12 protein-coding genes are annotated in these 15875 nt (G+C 72.6%); all 12 read left to right on the forward strand.

Translation table 11 applies throughout. From position 1 onward, the window contains the following. The first annotated feature begins 21 nt into the window (after positions 1-21). The 12 genes from ACH4G3_RS20255 to ACH4G3_RS20310 all read left to right on the forward strand — a co-directional run bounded on the left by ACH4G3_RS20255 (position 22) and on the right by ACH4G3_RS20310 (position 15846). Positions 22-693, forward strand: a complete 672-nt coding sequence (locus ACH4G3_RS20255; RefSeq protein WP_397625788.1) for a hypothetical protein — start codon at positions 22-24, stop codon at positions 691-693. Further along, positions 690-1373 (forward strand): hypothetical protein, encoded by a 684-nt coding sequence (locus tag ACH4G3_RS20260; protein WP_397625789.1) that lies wholly within the window; start codon positions 690-692, stop codon positions 1371-1373. The genes ACH4G3_RS20255 and ACH4G3_RS20260 overlap by 4 nt, the downstream gene beginning before the upstream one ends. Before the next feature lie 9 nt (positions 1374-1382). Continuing rightward, positions 1383-1751, forward strand: coding sequence for a LysM peptidoglycan-binding domain-containing protein (locus ACH4G3_RS20265; protein ID WP_397625790.1), 369 nt, complete (start codon positions 1383-1385; stop codon positions 1749-1751). Continuing rightward, positions 1744-2883, forward strand: a complete 1140-nt coding sequence (locus ACH4G3_RS20270; protein WP_397625791.1) for a hypothetical protein — start codon at positions 1744-1746, stop codon at positions 2881-2883. Before ACH4G3_RS20265 ends, ACH4G3_RS20270 begins: the two co-directional genes overlap by 8 nt. Before the next feature lie 80 nt (positions 2884-2963). Beyond that, entirely contained in the window at positions 2964-3500 is a 537-nt protein-coding gene (locus ACH4G3_RS20275) for a phage baseplate assembly protein V (RefSeq protein WP_020276139.1), read from the forward strand. Positions 3501-3519: 19 nt separating this feature from the next. Continuing rightward, positions 3520-3864 carry a hypothetical protein gene (locus tag ACH4G3_RS20280; protein ID WP_397625792.1) on the forward strand — a complete coding sequence of 115 codons (345 nt, stop codon included), beginning with the start codon at positions 3520-3522 and terminating at the stop codon, positions 3862-3864. Beyond that, positions 3861-4253 (forward strand): GPW/gp25 family protein, encoded by a 393-nt coding sequence (locus ACH4G3_RS20285; protein ID WP_020276141.1) that lies wholly within the window; start codon positions 3861-3863, stop codon positions 4251-4253. Before ACH4G3_RS20280 ends, ACH4G3_RS20285 begins: the two co-directional genes overlap by 4 nt. After that, positions 4250-7360 (forward strand): putative baseplate assembly protein, encoded by a 3111-nt coding sequence (locus tag ACH4G3_RS20290; RefSeq protein ID WP_397625793.1) that lies wholly within the window; start codon positions 4250-4252, stop codon positions 7358-7360. The genes ACH4G3_RS20285 and ACH4G3_RS20290 overlap by 4 nt, the downstream gene beginning before the upstream one ends. Continuing rightward, positions 7357-11184 (forward strand): putative baseplate assembly protein, encoded by a 3828-nt coding sequence (locus ACH4G3_RS20295; protein ID WP_397625794.1) that lies wholly within the window; start codon positions 7357-7359, stop codon positions 11182-11184. The genes ACH4G3_RS20290 and ACH4G3_RS20295 overlap by 4 nt, the downstream gene beginning before the upstream one ends. After that, positions 11184-13349 (forward strand): hypothetical protein, encoded by a 2166-nt coding sequence (locus tag ACH4G3_RS20300; RefSeq protein WP_397625795.1) that lies wholly within the window; start codon positions 11184-11186, stop codon positions 13347-13349. The genes ACH4G3_RS20295 and ACH4G3_RS20300 overlap by 1 nt, the downstream gene beginning before the upstream one ends. Positions 13350-13408: 59 nt before the next feature. After that, positions 13409-14953 (forward strand): DUF6519 domain-containing protein, encoded by a 1545-nt coding sequence (locus tag ACH4G3_RS20305; protein ID WP_397625796.1) that lies wholly within the window; start codon positions 13409-13411, stop codon positions 14951-14953. Beyond that, positions 14953-15846, forward strand: a complete 894-nt coding sequence (locus tag ACH4G3_RS20310; RefSeq protein WP_397625797.1) for a peptidoglycan-binding protein — start codon at positions 14953-14955, stop codon at positions 15844-15846. Before ACH4G3_RS20305 ends, ACH4G3_RS20310 begins: the two co-directional genes overlap by 1 nt. Positions 15847-15875: the final 29 nt, after the last annotated feature.

Genomic DNA, 15875 nt, shown 5'->3' on the forward strand with positions numbered 1-15875 from the left:
AATCAACTCGAAGAGCGGCACATGGCCTCGCTCGCCGACCTGCGGGGCGCCGAGTCCATCACGCTGCTCGATGAGCGGTGCGGCGACGTGGGCCCGGGCTTCGTCGACACCGAACCGCTCGACATGTTCGAGGACGGGTGGAGCGACCTCCGCCTCGATCCTGAGATGCTCAACGAATCACTCAGGTTCGAGATTGCCGCCCACTGGGAATCCGTGCGGCCATTGCCTGAATTTTCGGGAGAGTTCCGGATTCCTTCGCCCATGGAAATAGTGAGCCAAGGGCCGATGCCTTCCGTCGACATGTTGAGCACCGGATTCCAGCGAGATTTTGTTTCCCAGATGCGTTACTTCGACAACGCCTACGAGTCGAGTCGAGGCTTCATGACGTTCCTGCGCATGGACCCCGGCACCTCGCCCCTGGAGGTCTGGTTCTCGGATCTCGTGGGCACAGGTGCCGACCCCTATCCCCCCGGCTACGTCAGGCTCGACCTGACGTTCACCGAGTACGTGGAGACCTTGCTCCTGACCAAGGGCCTGTACGGCTGGCAGTACCTCTTCGCCGACGTCTCCTTCAGGGACCCTGCCCTGGAGCACCTGGCGGACGGGCTGCGCGACGGCCTGAACGCGTTTCCCGACCTCTTCCCCGGCCCGGATTACACGCCGCTGCTGGACCGCCTGGAGGCCCGTCGATGACCCGCTACGCCGACATCCCCAAACCCATCCGCTCCGGCATAGTCCTCGTGGACCCCGAACGCGGCACGCCCCAACGCATCATCGTCCTCCAGTTCAACCCCGACACCCTGGAACGCAGCCTCTCGCCCCAGTCCGCAGGCGGCAGCGGTGACTCCGGCGGAGGAGGCAGTGGCGGGGACCGGAACGAGGCCCTGCGGCTCAAGGGCCCCGCTCAGGAGACCTGGAAGTTCACCGCCGAGATCGACGCCACCGACCAGTTCGAGATCGCCGCGCCCGACGGTATCCACCCCCAGCTCGCCGTGCTCGAAATGCTCGTGCAGCCGACCTCCGCGCAGCTCAGGGAAGCGAGCCGGCTGTCGAAGAAGGGGACCATCGAGATCAGCCCGATCGAGATGCCGCTGACCCTGTTCACCTGGGGCAGCAAGCGCGTCATGCCCGTGCGGCTGACCGAGTTGTCCATCAACGAGTCCGCTTTCGACGTCAACCTCAACCCCATCAGGGCCTCCCTGAGCATCGGCTTCAAGGTGCTGACCGTCAGTGATCTGCCGCTCGGCCACCCTGGCGCCGAGCTGTACTACGCGCACCTCGCGCAGAAGGAACGCCTCGCCGGCGCGGCACGCACCGCGGGGCTCGGATCGCTGGGGCTCAGGCCCGGTGACATCACGGTGGGAAGGGGCTGAGCACCGGACATGGCCGGCATCGAACCGTACGAGAACGCGCTCGACGCGATACCAGGGGCACACCCTTACCCGCGTACCAGCCGTTATCACGACGCCGATATCGGGGTGCACCGGCAGCCCGACGGGACCGAAGTGCGTTACACCAAGCGGCGGTTGCTCCCGCCCCTCGAGGAGAGCGACGACACGCAGGTCCACACCGTCCGTACCGGCGAGCGCCCCGACCTGCTCGCCCAGCGCTACTTCGGCGACCCCGGCCAGTGGTGGCAGATCGCCGACGCCAACCCCGTACTGGACCCGCGTGAGCTGACCGCCGAGCCGGGCACCGAGGTCGGCATCCCGCTCGCCGGGCACTTCCAGCGGGGAGACAGGCGTGGCTGAACTGCCCGTGGGCCGCGGCCCTGTTCACATCACGCTGCACATGGGACCGCAGCTGGTGCGTCCCGTCCCCGCCGAGGTGACCGAGGCCCTGCTGTCCGCCCAGATCACCGCCACCGCGGGGGAACGCAGCGGTTTCCAGCTCGCCTTCGACCTCACCAAGAACGGCCTCATCAACCGCACCCTGCTGCCCGAAGGCTTTTTCGATCCGAAGACGCGTCTCGTCGTGACCGTCACCGTCCGCGGCACCCCCGAGGTGCTGTTCGACGGGCTGATCGTGCGCCAGGAGGTCGGGGCCAGCAACCAGCCGGGCCACTCCACCCTCACCGTCACCGGCGAGGACCTGGCCCTCGTCATGGACCTGGAGGAGCGCACGGACCGGTACCCCAACATGCCGCCGTCGCAGCGCGTCCTGACCCTCCTGCGCCGCTACTCCGACTACGGCATCCGGCCCGACGTGTACACCGAGAAGGTCACCCAGCCCCCGCACCAGGACCTGCGCGTCCACTACCAGACGGGCACCGACCTCCAGTACATCAACGAGCTCGCCCGGGCGAACGGCTACACCTTCTACCTGGAGCCCGGCCCGAACCCCGGACAGTCCAGCGCACGCTGGGGGCCCGAGGTCCGCCTGGGCATCCGCCAGCACGCCCTCAACGTCAACATGGACGCCAACTCCACCGTTGACCAGCTGACCTTCGCCTACGACGGGACGGCGCGGGAGGAGCCGCAGGCCCGCTGGCAGGACCCGGGGACCCGGCAGTCGACCCTGCTGCCGCAACCGCCGATCAGCCCGCTGCGGCCGCCCCTCGGCAAACGGCCCACCCCCGCCCTGAAACGCAGGACGCTCTCCGGCACCGCCAAGCAGCAGCGGGAGCAGGCCGAGGCCGAACTGCTCGCCCGGGCCGCCGTGTCCGCCGACGTCATCTCCGGTTCCGGCTCGCTCGACGTGAACCGGCACGGCTACATCCTCCAGCCCCGCCAACTGGTCGGCGTGCGCGGCTCGGGCCGTGCCTACGACGGCGACTACTACGTCAAGTCCGTCACGCACACCCTGCGCCCGGGCTCCTTCCGGCAGAACTTCACGCTCTCCCGGGAGGGACTCGAAGCCCGCAGCGCCTACGTCAGGCCCTGAGTGTCCACCTCTGGCCTGATCAGCGCCCACGTCAGGCCTTGATCCACCCGAACCGATCATCACGACCAGGAGCAGTTCACATGGCGGCACCCGGCAATCGCTACCTCGGCAAGTTCCGCGGCCGAGTCGTGGACAACAACGATCCACTGCACATCGGCCGCATCACCGTCGAGGTCCCGGACGTCCTGGGTGACGAGCCGTCGACCTGGGCGCTGCCCTGTCTGCCGTTCACGGGGCCGCAGGCCGGGCAGTTCGTGGTGCCGTCGCCCGGGGCCGGTGTGTGGGTCGAGTTCGAACAGGGCGACCCCAGCTTCCCGGTGTGGACGGGGTGCTGGTACGGGGAACAGGCCGAGCTGCCGCCCGACGCCCGCCGGCTCGTCCAGCCGGCGTCCCAGGCCAAGCCCGTCGTGGTCCAGACACCCGAGGCGCACAAGATCGTGATGAGCGATCCGCCCGGCACCGACCAGGGGATCCTGCTCCAGGCCCAGGGCGGGGCGTACATCCGCATCACCAAGGAAGCCATCGTCATCTCCAACGGACTGGGCGCGGAGATCACCCTGCGCGGCGACCAGGTGGACGTGAACGAGGGCCAGTTGACCGTCGCGTCCAAGCGATAGAAACGGGGGAACGAAGAACGTGTCCGGAACATCCGGGAGTCTGCTGGACGCCGCCGCCGTGATCGGCTGCCCGCACGGCGGGCGCGTCACGGCGGCCACCCCACCGGCCGGCGGCGTACGCGTCGCGGGCGCCGCCGTCGCCACCACCGCGCACCACTACGTGGTCACCGGCTGCCCGCACACCGTCGACCGGGTGCCCATGCCGTGCGTCACGGTCCGCTGGACCGCGGGCAGCAGCGGCATCACCGTCGACGGCGCGCCCGTGCTGCTCGACATCTCCGCGGCCCAGTGCTTCACCGCGGCCTTCGTCCCGCAGGGACCGCCCGTCGTCCAGGGCACGCAGCGAAAGGTCACCGTCCGATGAGTCCCACGAGCCGCGGCACACGCCCCCGCAGCGACATCGCCTTCCCGTTCCGCGCGGACCGCCGCGGACGCACCGCGCACGCCGGCCACGGCGAACACGTCCACGACCTGATCGAGCAGTTGCTGTTCACCAGCCCCGGCGAGCGCGTGATGCGCCCCGACTTCGGCTGCGGGCTCCTGGACCTGGTGTTCACGCCCAACAGCCCGGAACTGATCAGCACCCTCGAACTCTCCGTGCAGGCCTCGCTCCAGAGCTGGCTCGGTGACCTCATCGACGTGGAGGCCCTCGACGTCGTCAGCGACGACCACGTCGTGCGCGTGTACCTGTCGTACGCCCTGCGCGCCACCGGCACCCGGCACGAGGACGTCTTCGAAGGGAGGGCGGCATGACCTCCGGCACCACCACCTCCCGCCGGGCCCGCGTACGGGCCGCCCAGCTCAACGGAGTCGACACGGTCGAGGCCGGCGACGACGGCCTGCTGCTCACCGTCACCTTCCTCGGCAAGGCCCCGCACGGCCTCGGCCCCGAGAACGTCCGGATCGACGGCGGCCGGCGCATCACCGGCATCACCGCCGTCGACGTCAGCGTCGAACGCGAGGAGGACCCCGAGCTCGACGACCGGCTCTACGTCACCCTCGACAAGGCCGGCGACACCTCCCGCTACCGGCTCTCCCTCGTCGAGACCGACCCGTACGGACGGCCCGGCACCGAGCCGTACCGCGGCTTCGACCAGCGCTACCACAGCGCCACGTTCTCCTTCCGGCCCGACTGCCCGACCCCCTTCGACTGCAAGGACCAGGACCAGCCGGAGCCGGACTTCCCCGCCGCACCCGTCATCGACTACACCGCCCGCGACTACGACACCATCCGCAAACTGCTCCTGGACCGGCTCGCGCTCACCACCCCCGACTGGGTCGAGCGCAACCCCGCCGACCTGGGCACAACCCTCGTCGAACTCCTCGCGTACACCGGCGACCAGATCAGCTACCAGCAGGACGCCGTCGCCACCGAGGCCTACCTCGACACCGCACGCCGCCGCGTCTCCGTACGCCGCCACGTCCGGCTCATCGACTACGCGATGCACGACGGCTGCAACGCCCGCGCCTACGTCACCGTCCGCACCGCGGACGACCGGACGCTCGCTCCGGGCACCTTCCGCTTCGCCTCCGTCGACGTGCGCAGCCTCGACCCGCACGACCGCCCCGAGCCGGGCACCGTCATCGACGAGACCGAGCTCGGCGACCTCGACGAGCGCGGCTCGGTGGAGGTCTTCGAACCCGTCGTCGCCACCGACCCGCTGGAGCTGAGGGTCGCGCACAACGCGATGCGGCTGTGGACGTGGGGCGGCGAGGTGTGCACCCTGCCGAAGGGCGCCACGGCCGCCACCCTGCGGGACGCCTGGGTGGACCCCGAGACCTGCCGCGAGCGCCGGCTCGACCTCAAGCCCGGCGACGTCATCGTCCTGGAGGAGGTGAAGGGCCCGCGCACCGGCACCCCCGGCGACGCCGACCCCGCCCACCGCCAGGCCGTCCGTCTCACCTCCGTCACGCCCGGCCTGGACCGCATCGAGGACCAGCCGGTCCTGGAGGTCACCTGGGCCGCCGGGGACGCGCTGTGCTTCCCGCTCTGCCTCACCACCCGCGGCGGACGCGACTGCCTGCCCGTCGAGGACGTCACGCTCGCCCGCGGCAACGTCGTCCTCGTCGACCACGGCCGGACCCTGACCGGGCTGCCCGAGACGGTCACCGTGCCACCCGTGCCTGCCGTGACCGCCCCCTGCGACCCTCCCGCGTTCGGCTGCCGGGACACCGAGGAGGGCAACGCGCCCGCGCGGCTGATCAACGCCCTGACGGAACGGACGCAGTCGGGCCGGGCACTCGTCCCCGACGACGTCCGCGAACTCTTCGAGGTCGTCGGCGAGCGCGCCACCGCACGCGCCGGCCTCGGCCTGGAGAGCGCCGGGCAGCGGCACGAGCAAGTCGTGCCCGGCACGGCGTACGCCCAGACCGCCGCGCTGCGCACCCTGCTCGCCCAGTCCGTCTACCCGGGCATCGCGCCCCGCTTCCGCCCGGTCCTCGGCCGTACGCCCGTCACCCAGGCGGTGCCCTTCCCCGACCCCGGCACCGTCGCCGCCGGGCAGGCCGAGCGGATCGCCGCCATCCCGGGCCGCATCCGGCAGCGGCTCGTCGAACTGTGGCGCAGCGCCCGTGACCGGGACGGGCTCGGCGAGCAGGAGATCGCCGAACTCGCCGTGGTCTACGGCCTGAACGTGCTGGAACGCCTCGAACTGCGCCGCCACCCGGTCCGCGCCCTGCGCGAACTGCTGTACCGCAGCGACCAGTTGCTCGACACCAAACTGCGCCGCGTCGAGGTCCTCGCTGCCCGGGCGCGCGCGGGCACGGTCCTCGACGGGCACATCGCCTGGGAGATCGCACACAGCTGGGGCGCGGCCTACGCGGCCGGACTCCACCCGGAGGAGACGGTCCTGCGCGGCCCGGCGACCGCCGCCCTCGCCCAGGACCCGCGCCGGGCACTGCCCGCCGTAAGCGTGCACGGAGACGACCAGACCTGGGTTCCGCGCCGTGACCTGCTCGACAGCGGTCCGCGCGAGCGGCACTTCGTGGGCGAACTGGAGGACGACGGCCGGCTGGCCCTGCGCTTCGGGGACGGCCGGCACGGCGCCAAGCCCACGCCCGGCTCCCGGCTGACCCTGCGCTACCGGCTCGGCGGCGGCACCGCGGGCAACGTCGGCGCCGAGGCCATCAACCACCTCGTCGTGCAGGGCGGCTGCGATGCCCCGGCCGTCTCCGTACGCAACCCGTTGCCCGCACTGGGCGGCACCCAGCCCGAACCCGTCGAGCAGGTACGCCAGCTGGCCCCGCTCGACCTGCGCCGCACCCGGCTGCGCGCCGTCACGGCCGACGATTATGCGGCCTTGGCGGGTGAACTGCCGGGCGTGCAGCGCGCGGCGGCCGAACTCCGCTGGACCGGCAGCGTCCAGGAGGCGCACATCGCGATCGACGCGTACGGCACCGCCGCCCCGTCGCGCGAGCTGCTCGACTCCGTCGCCCAGGCGCTGGAGACGTACCGGCGCATCGGCCACGACCTCGTCGTGGGCCCCGCCCGCCTGGTGCCGCTCGACATCGCGCTGACCGTGTGCGCCCGGCCGGGCCACCAGCACGGGCAGATCCTGGCCGAGCTCTACCGCGTGCTCGGCAGCGCCCGGCTGCCGGGCGGACGGCTCGGCTTCTTCCACCCCGACGCGCTCACCTTCGGCGAACCGGTCCGGCTCAGCCGCCTGGTCGCCGTCGCCGCGGCCGTGCCCGGAGTGGAGAGCGTCGAGGTCACCCGGCTGCGGCGGCTGTACGGACAGGACCGAGGAGAGAGGGAGGACGGCGTGCTGCGGCTCGGCCCGCTGGAGATCGCCACCTGCGACAACGACCCGGACCGGCCGGAGAACGGCCTGCTGGCGATATCCCTGGGAGGTGCCCGATGACGGACCCGCACCCGGTCACCGCGACCGACGAGTGCGGCTGCGGCGGCGCCTGCCGCGGCGGCCACGACGAGCGACTCGCGCCGGCCCCGTTGCACAACCCGCCCGGCCGCACCGCGCTGGACTACCGCGTCGGCGAGTACGGCTCCTTCCTGGCGGCCCTGCTCGACCGGCTCGCCTCACCCGCCTACCCGGCGCTGAACCGCCTCACCGTCCGCACCCCGGACGACCCGGCGATCGGCCTGCTCGACGCCACCGCCGTCCTCGGCGACCTGCTCACCTTCCACTCCGAGCGCATCGCCGACGAGGCCTACGTCCGCACCGCCGACGAGCACCGCTCCCTGGTGCTGCTCGGCCGGCTCGTCGGGCACCGGCCGCGCCCCGGCGTCGCCGCCGCCACGCACCTGGCGTACACCCTCGAACGCGATCCGCGCGCCGAGGCCCAGAACGTGCTGATTCCGCGCGGGGCGCGCAGTCACAGCGTGCCGACGTCCGCCGGTGAGGAGTCGCTGACCTTCGAGACCAGCCGGGACCTGACGGCCCGCTGGGACTTCAACGAGCTGAAGGTCCGCCGCCGCCGTCCCTCGCTCGTCACCCCGCGGGACCTCGAGAAGCGCTCCGAGCTGTTCGTCGAGGGCACCGCGCACTCCCTGCGGACCGGCGACCAGTTGCTGTTCGTCTTCGGGGAAGGCGCCGGCGGTGAGCGCAAGCTGGTGCCGGTGGCGGACACGCGCGTCGACCGGGACGACGACGTCACGGCGATCTCCCTGCCGAAGTCGGCGCCGCCGAGTCTGAAGGAACTGGTCGACGAGGTGCGGCGCTGGACGGCGCCGGCCGTGCAGCCGGGGGAACCGGGGGAGGAGCCGCCCACCCCGGAGGTGCCCAACCCGCGGCCGGTCAGTCGGCTCATCGAGGACTTCGAGGACCAGGTCCTGGAGCCCTTGCGTGACGACTTGGACGGCGTGAAGACGCCCGAGCGGCTCGCGGCCCGTCTCGCTGAGCCCCTCGCCCGCCTCGGTGAGGCTCAGGTGCTGGCCGAGCCGTATGAGGACGTGGCGGAGTGGTTCGAGCAGTTGGAGGCGGTGTTGGCGGAACTGGGTCAACGGGCCCTTGAGTTGGCACCCGCTCAGACGGTCGATGAGGGTGCCTCGACCGGCCGTCGACCGGCTGCGGCGCCGTCTGGGCCGGTCGCGCAGTTCCCCGCGCCCCTGGGGGGCGACTCACGCGCCGCCGCTCTGCAAGCCCTGGGCGCCATACTTCCCGCCCTGCGCGCCACCGCCCCCGCCCCGCGTGGCGCCACCACCGGCCGACAACTCCCCGGCACCGACACCGCCCGCCTCCTCTCCGCCCTCAACCCCGGCCTCGGCAGCCTCTATCCGGCCTGGCGTACGGCCGCCGCCCCCGGCGCCCCGCAGCTCCTGCGCGAACTGCTCGCCCTGCGCGTCACCGCGGCCCCCTTCGGCGCCACGGCCCCGCTCAAGCCGGTCCAGGACGACCGTGGCCGGGTCATCCGCACCGCTGACTGGCCGCTGACCGGAGCGGTGCTGGCGACCATGCGCGTCGTGTACGACACGGCGGGCAGGACCCCGGTCCGGGCCGAGTTCCAGTACGTCGAGGGCAGCAGCTCCGACCAGCGCGCCGAAAACCTGCCCGTCACCCAGCCGGTCACCTTCACGCTCGGCCCCGGCCAGGTCGAACTGTCCGTGCGTTCCGGCCAGGACCGCGACCTCAGCTGGCTCAACCGGCGGCCCGCCGACTCCCAGGAACCCGGCGTCACCGCCAGCCTCCGCTCCGGCCTGCCCGAGCGCACCCTGTTCGTGTCCCGGCCCGACGACGAGGGCCTGATCCACGTCGGCGTCCACAACGGCACGTCCGAGCAGATCGCCCTCCGGCCGGGCGCCAGTGAGCAGTTCACGCACGGCGAGCACGAGGTCAGCCTCAAGTACACGGTGGGCGGCGCCGAACCCAACGTCGAGATCGTCATCGCCACCAAGCCCGAGCCCGTCAACCGCCGCACGCTCCAGCTGGACACCGTGCACGAGGGCATCACCGTCGGCAGCTGGGTGGCGGTCCAGCGGCCCGCCAAGGGCTCCGACAAGGGCGTCCCCGGCGATCCGAAGCTGGCGTTCGTCACCACCCAGGTGGTGGCCGTGCGCACGGCCGCCTACACCAACTACGGCATCACCGGCCGCGGCACCGAACTCACCCTCGCCGACCCCTGGCTGGACGAGTTCGACGTGCTCCTGTCGCACATCCGCGACACCACCGTGCACGCCGCGGGCGAGCCCCTGCGCCTCGCCGACGAACCGCTCGGCGAGGACGTGCACGGCAACGAGATCGAACTCGCCGAGCTGTACGAGGGCCTCAGGCCGGGCCGCACGCTCATCGTCGAGGGCGAGCGCAGCGACATCCCCGGCACGGCCGGGGTACGGGCCACGGAGGTCGTGACGATCGCCGCCGCCGACCCCGCCGCGGACCGCCGGATCCCCGGCGACCACATCCACACCCGGCTCATCCTCACCGCCGGCCTCGCCCACCGCTACCGCCGTGAGACGGTCCGCATCCTGGGCAATGTCGTCGAGGCCACCCACGGCGAGAGCCGCGAGGAGGCCATCGGCAGCGGCGACTCGGACCGTGTCAACCAGACCTTCGCGCTCTGGCAGTCCCCGCTGACCTGGCTGGCCGACGACAACCCCCTCGGCGCCACGCCGGTCCTGGAGATCCGGGTCGACGGTGTGCTGTGGCACGAGGTCGACAGCCTCGCCGGACGCGGCCCGACCGAGCGGATCTACATCACCGGCTCCACGGCCGACGGCCGGACCACGGTGACCTTCGGCGACGGCGTGCACGGGGCCCGGCTGCCCTCCGGCCACGAGAACATCCGTGCCCGCTACCGCTTCGGCACGGGCAAGGCCGCCAACGTCCCGGCGGACCGCGTCACCCAGCCGCTCACCCGGCCCCTCGGCGTCACCGCGGTCACCAACCCGCGCCCGGCCATCGGCGGCGCGGACGCCGACGGCCCGGCCCTGACCCGCCGCACGGTCCCGCTGGCCGTCTCGGCCCTGGACCGGCTGGTCTCCGAGTCCGACTACGAGGACTTCGCCCGCTCCCGGGCCGGCATCGGCCGGGCTTCGGCGCGCGAACTCTTCGACGGGCGGCGGCGGGTGCTGCACGTGACGGTCGCGGGCACGGATGACGTGCCGATCGCGCCCGACTCGGACACGCTTCGCGCCCTGCGCGGCGCCCTCACCGAGTACGGCGACGCCAACCTCCCGGTCCGCGTGGACGGCCGGGAACCGGTCCTGCTGCTGATCGCCGCCAAGGTGAAGGTGGCCCCCGACCACGCCTGGCAGATCGTCGAACCGCGCCTGCGGCAGGCCCTGCTGAACCGGCTCGGTTTCGAAGGCCGGGAGCTGGGCCGCCCCGCCCGCCTCTCCGAGGTCCTGGCCACCGCTCACTCCGTGCCCGGCGTCGACTACGTGGACGTCGACGTCTTCACCGGCGTGCCCGCCTCCGCCGGCCCTGAGGAGCTCACCGAGCTGCTCACCCGGCCCGGCCCGCCCAGGGCGACCGTCCCGGCGCACCCGGCGACGTACGACGAGAAGACCCACACCGTCCGCGCCCGGAACGGCGAGACGCTGTCGGAGATCTGCGCCCGCTACGGCGTCCCCCTCGCCGAACTCCTGCGCCTCAACCCCGACATCACCGACACCCGGCGCCTGCCCAAGGGCCGGTCGGTGTACGTCTTCCGCGGCATCCGCCCGGCCCAGCTCGCGCTGCTGTCGCCCCGGGCCGCGGACACCCTGATTCTGACGGAGGTCAAGTGATGTCCCCGGACACCCAGTTGGAGACGCAGGCCCCGGTGGTGCCGAGGGAACCCGACGGGCTCGCCGAACTGCTGCCCCGCTGGCACCTGCTGCGCGACGCCGAGGAGGGCGAGCCGCTGCGCGCCCTCCTCGCGGTGATCGCCGAACAGCTCGACCGCGTCCGCGACGGCGTCCAGCAGGGCTACGAGGACCTGTTCGTGGAGACGGCGGCCCCCTGGGTGCTGCCGTACCTCGGCGACCTCGTCGGTTACCGCACCCTGCCCGGCTACGAGCGCGTCCTGACCACCGGTCTGCACGACGGCGGCCGGGAGGCCCTGGCCGAAGCGGTCGCCCCGCGCCGGGACGTGGCCGCCACGGTCGCCAACCGCCGCCGCAAGGGCACTCTGCACCTCCTGGAGGAGCTGTCCGAAGGGGTCGCGGGCTGGCCCGCCCGGGCCGTCGAACTGTCCCGGCAGGTCGCCCACACCCAGCCGGTGAAGCTGTACGGCACCGGCACCGGCACCGGCTCCGGTACGCACCGTGGCGAGCGCGGCCGACTGGCCGATCTGCGCGACGGCGCCGAACTCGCCCTCGGCGGCGGTCCGTTCGCCAACTCGGCCCGTACGGTCGACGTCCGCCGCGCCGACTCACGGCACCGGCAGGGCGGCTGGAGCCCGGCCGGCGTCGCGCTCTTCGTGTGGCGGCTGAAGGCGTACCCGCTGACCCGGACCCCGGCCTACTGCATCGACCGGGCCCGCAACCTCTACACGTTCTCGATCCTCGGCAACGACACCCCGCTGGTCACCAAGCCGTTCCCGGAGCCCTCGCCGGCGCACATCGCCACCGTCGACAACGTGCCGGCGTTCGTCACCCGCCGCCTCCTGCACGACCGGCTGCTCGACTACTACGGCCCCGGCAAGAGCTTCGTGATCCGCCTCGACGGCGAGGACAACCCCGTACCGCCCTCGGACATCGTGGTGGCCGACCTGTCGGACTGGCGCTACCGGCCGAAGCGGGGCCAGGTGGCCGTCGACCCCGAGCTGGGGCGGATCGCGTTCGGCTCGCGCTCCGCGCCCCGGCAGGGCGTGTGGGTGGACTACCACTACGCGTTCGCCGCCGACATGGGCGGCGGCGAGTACGAGCGCGACCGCGAACCGCGGCCGGACGCGGAGTTCTACCGGGTCGGGCCGGGACAGCCCTACCGGCAGATCATGGACGCCTACCGGGCCTGGCAGCACGACCGCAGGGCCGACCGCACCGGGCCCGTAGGCATCATCGAGATCACGCACAGCGGCGCCTACCAGGAGCAGCTCGACTTCGACTTGGACCCGGGCGACCGGCTCGAACTGCGCGCGGCCGAGGGCACCCGCCCGGTCATCCGCCTGCTCGACTGGTACAGCAACCGCCCCGACGCCCTCAACATCCGCGCGGTGTCCGACGACTGCGCCCCGCACGAGCGGCCGCGGGTCGTCCTCGACGGGCTGCTCGTCGCCGGCCGCGGCATCAACGTGGCGGGGGCGGTGGGCGCCGTCGTCGTACGGCACAGCACGCTCGTGCCCGGCTGGTCCCTGGAGCCCGAGTGCGAGCCGCACTCGCCCGAGGAGCCGAGCATCGTTTTGGACCGCACCACTGCCTGCCTCCAGGTCGAGCACAGCATCCTCGGCACCATCGAGGTCATCGGTGACGAGGTGGGCGAGGACCCGCTCGACATCCACATCCGCGACAGCGTCCTCGACGCCACCGCCGACGACCGCGAGGCCCTGTCCGCCCCGGACTGCCGCCATGCCCACGCCGTGCTGCACCTGCACCGCACGACCGTCATCGGCGAGATCCACACGCACGCGGTGAAGATCGCCGAGAACAGCGTCTTCACGGGCCGGCTCCACGTGGCCCGGCGCGGCATCGGCTGCCTGCGCCACTCCTACGTCCCCACCGGATCGCGCACCCCGCGCCGCCACCGCTGCCCGGACACCAAGCCGCTGTTCACCTCCCAGCGCTACGGCACGCCCTGGTACGGCCTGCTCGCAGACCGGTGCTCCGAGGAGATCCGGCGCGGCGCGGACGACGGCGCCGAGATGGGTGCCTTCCACGACCTGTACCGGCCGCAGCGCGAGGACGGCCTCAGGGCCCGGCTCGCCGAGTACACGCCCGCGGGCACCGACGCCGGGATCTTCTTCGTGACGTGAGGCGCGCGCCCGCCACCGACCTTGTGAACCCGCACTTCTGAACCAGGGGGACACCCTTCATGCACGCAGACCTCTCCCGCTCCACGTTCCGCCCGGAGCGGCACTACTCCGCGGTCGTCGCCCAGCAGGGCCGCGTCCAGCTCGACGCCGACCTCAACGAGCAGACCGCGATCCAGCTCCACCAGGCCCGCAGCCTCGCAGCCGACCTCATCGGACCGCACGGCGGGCCGCGCGACGCCGCCGGCTTCCGCATCGAGTACGTCGGCGGCAAGCACGAGATCGACACGCTCCTCATCCACGGCGGCCGGTACTACGTCGACGGCATCCTGTGCGACGCCGACCGCCCTGCCGCCGGAGTGCCCGTCACCGACGAGGACAGCGAGGAGCCGGCGCCGGAGCCGCCCGCGCACTGGACCTACTGGGACCAGCCCGACGGCTTCCGCGACCCGGAGAAGCCCGGTGACCGGCTGCCCTCACCCGCCCAGTCGCCGTTCGTCGTCTACCTGAACGTGTGGGAGCGCTCGGTCACCGCGGCGGAGGACCCCGCGCTGCGCGAGGTCGCCCTCGGCGCCGCCATGCCCGACACCGCCGCCCGCGTGAAGGTCGTCTGGCAGGTGCTGCCGCTGTCCCTCGCCGCGCTGGAGATCGAGGAGACCGACCCCTCCAAGGAGGTCGTCCGCGCCGCGTTCACCCGCTGGGCGCAGCGCCGGTCGGCCCCCTCGGCCCGGCTCGCCGCCCGCAGCGAGCGGCCCGACCACGCCGACGAGGACCCGTGCCTGGTCAAGCCGGACGCCCGCTACCGCGGCCCGGAGAACCAGCTGTACCGCGTGGAGGTCCACGAGGGCGGCGAGGCGAAGGACGCCACCTTCAAGTGGTCCCGCGAGAACGGCTCCGTCGTCTTCCCCGTCGACGAACTCGACGGCACCTGGGTGCAGTTGGCGTCCCTCGGCCACGACGACAAGCTGGACCTGGACGTCGGCGACCACGTCGAGTTCGTCGACACCGCCTACGCCTCCCGCCTGGAGCCCCTGCCGCTGCTGCGCGTCGAGGAACTGGACCTGCCGGGCCGCCGGGTCCGCCTGTCCGCCGAACCCGCCCCGGGCGTCGGACGGCTCGCGCACCTGAACCCGTACCTGCGCCGCTGGGACCACCACGGCGGCCCGAAGCGCAAGGGCCGCAGCACCGCCCTGCGCGGCGGCGCGGTCCCCGTCACGGAGGGGGAGTGGCTGCCCCTGGAGGACGGCGTCGAGGTGTACTTCGCCAAGGGCGGCACCTACCGCACCGGCGACCACTGGAGCGTCCCCGCCCGCACCGCCACCGGCAGCGTCGAGTGGCCGGTGGACGCCGCCCGCCGCCCCCTCCTGCAGGGCCCGGCCGGCATCGCCCGGCACTTCGCCCCGCTGGCCCTGATCAAGGGCGAGGGCAGCGCCGTCGACCTGCGCCTGGCGTTCGGCCCGCTGGCGAGCAGCATGCCGCCCGCGGACGAGGCGACGCTCGCCGCCGAGGAGCAGGCCCACCGCGAGGAACTGGCCGCCGAGGACCCCTCCCACGGGCGGTCCCAGACCACAGCCGAGGCGGAAGCCGCCGCGGAAGGAGACAACTGATGGCCAAGCCGCTGAGCGCGTCCAAGCTGGTGGAGATCCTCAGAGCCGAAGGCCTGACCGTCCACGAGGTCCGCAGCTGGCGCACCCACAACCGCAACAGCAAGGGCCCCTGGGGCCCGGTGAACGGCGTGATGATCCACCACACCGTCACCTCCGGCACCGCGGCCTCCGTCGACATCTGCTACGACGGCTACTCCAGCCTGCCCGGCCCGCTCTGCCACGGCGTCATCGACAAGAAGGGCCACGTCCATCTGGTCGGCAACGGCCGCGCCAACCACGCCGGCCTCGGCGACAGCGACGTCCTGCGCGCCGTGATCAACGAGTCGAAGCTGCCGCACGACAACGAGGCCGACACCGACGGCAACCGGCACTTCTACGGCTTCGAGTGCATCAACCTCGGCAACGGCAAGGACCCCTGGCCCGAGGCGCAGAAGGAGGCCATCGAGAAGGTGTCAGCGGCGATCTGCCGCCACCACGGCTGGTCCGAGCGCTCCGTCATCGGCCACAAGGAGTGGCAGCCGGGCAAGGTCGACCCGCGCGGCTTCACCATGGACGGCATGCGCAAGCGCATAGCCCAGCGGCTCAGGGGCTCAGGGGGCGGCAGCAAGCCGGTCCCCGACCCGAAGCCGGCGCCCAAGCCGTCCTACGAGCCGTTCCCGGGCGCCGCGTTCTTCCACGTCGGGCAGCGCTCCCCGATCATCACGGCGATGGGCCGCCGCCTGGTCGCCGAGGGGTGCAGCCGCTACGAGGAGGGTCCGAGCCCCGACTGGAGCGAGGCCGACCGCCGGTCCTACGCGCTCTGGCAGCAGAAGCAGGGCTTCTCCGGCAAGGACGCCGACGGCATCCCCGGCAAGCTCACCTGGGACCGGCTGAAGGTGCCGAAGTCCAAGTGACCGGGTGCGCCCCTCCACAGGGAGGGGCG

Source organism: Streptomyces afghaniensis, from assembly GCF_044327915.1.
In the GTDB taxonomy this organism is placed as follows: Bacteria; Actinomycetota; Actinomycetes; order Streptomycetales; family Streptomycetaceae; genus Streptomyces; species Streptomyces afghaniensis.

What these genes read in the sequence shown, in the direction of transcription:
- ACH4G3_RS20255 (WP_397625788.1), top strand. Translation starts at nt 22, where the DNA reads ATGGCCTCGCTCGCCGACCTGCGGGGCGCCGAGTCCATCACGCTGCTC.
- ACH4G3_RS20260 (WP_397625789.1), top strand. Translation starts at nt 690, where the DNA reads ATGACCCGCTACGCCGACATCCCCAAACCCATCCGCTCCGGCATAGTC.
- ACH4G3_RS20265 (WP_397625790.1), top strand. Translation starts at nt 1,383, where the DNA reads ATGGCCGGCATCGAACCGTACGAGAACGCGCTCGACGCGATACCAGGG.
- ACH4G3_RS20275 (WP_020276139.1), top strand. Translation starts at nt 2,964, where the DNA reads ATGGCGGCACCCGGCAATCGCTACCTCGGCAAGTTCCGCGGCCGAGTC.
- ACH4G3_RS20285 (WP_020276141.1), top strand. Translation starts at nt 3,861, where the DNA reads ATGAGTCCCACGAGCCGCGGCACACGCCCCCGCAGCGACATCGCCTTC.
- ACH4G3_RS20290 (WP_397625793.1), top strand. Translation starts at nt 4,250, where the DNA reads ATGACCTCCGGCACCACCACCTCCCGCCGGGCCCGCGTACGGGCCGCC.
- ACH4G3_RS20295 (WP_397625794.1), top strand. Translation starts at nt 7,357, where the DNA reads ATGACGGACCCGCACCCGGTCACCGCGACCGACGAGTGCGGCTGCGGC.
- ACH4G3_RS20300 (WP_397625795.1), top strand. Translation starts at nt 11,184, where the DNA reads ATGTCCCCGGACACCCAGTTGGAGACGCAGGCCCCGGTGGTGCCGAGG.
- ACH4G3_RS20305 (WP_397625796.1), top strand. Translation starts at nt 13,409, where the DNA reads ATGCACGCAGACCTCTCCCGCTCCACGTTCCGCCCGGAGCGGCACTAC.
- ACH4G3_RS20310 (WP_397625797.1), top strand. Translation starts at nt 14,953, where the DNA reads ATGGCCAAGCCGCTGAGCGCGTCCAAGCTGGTGGAGATCCTCAGAGCC.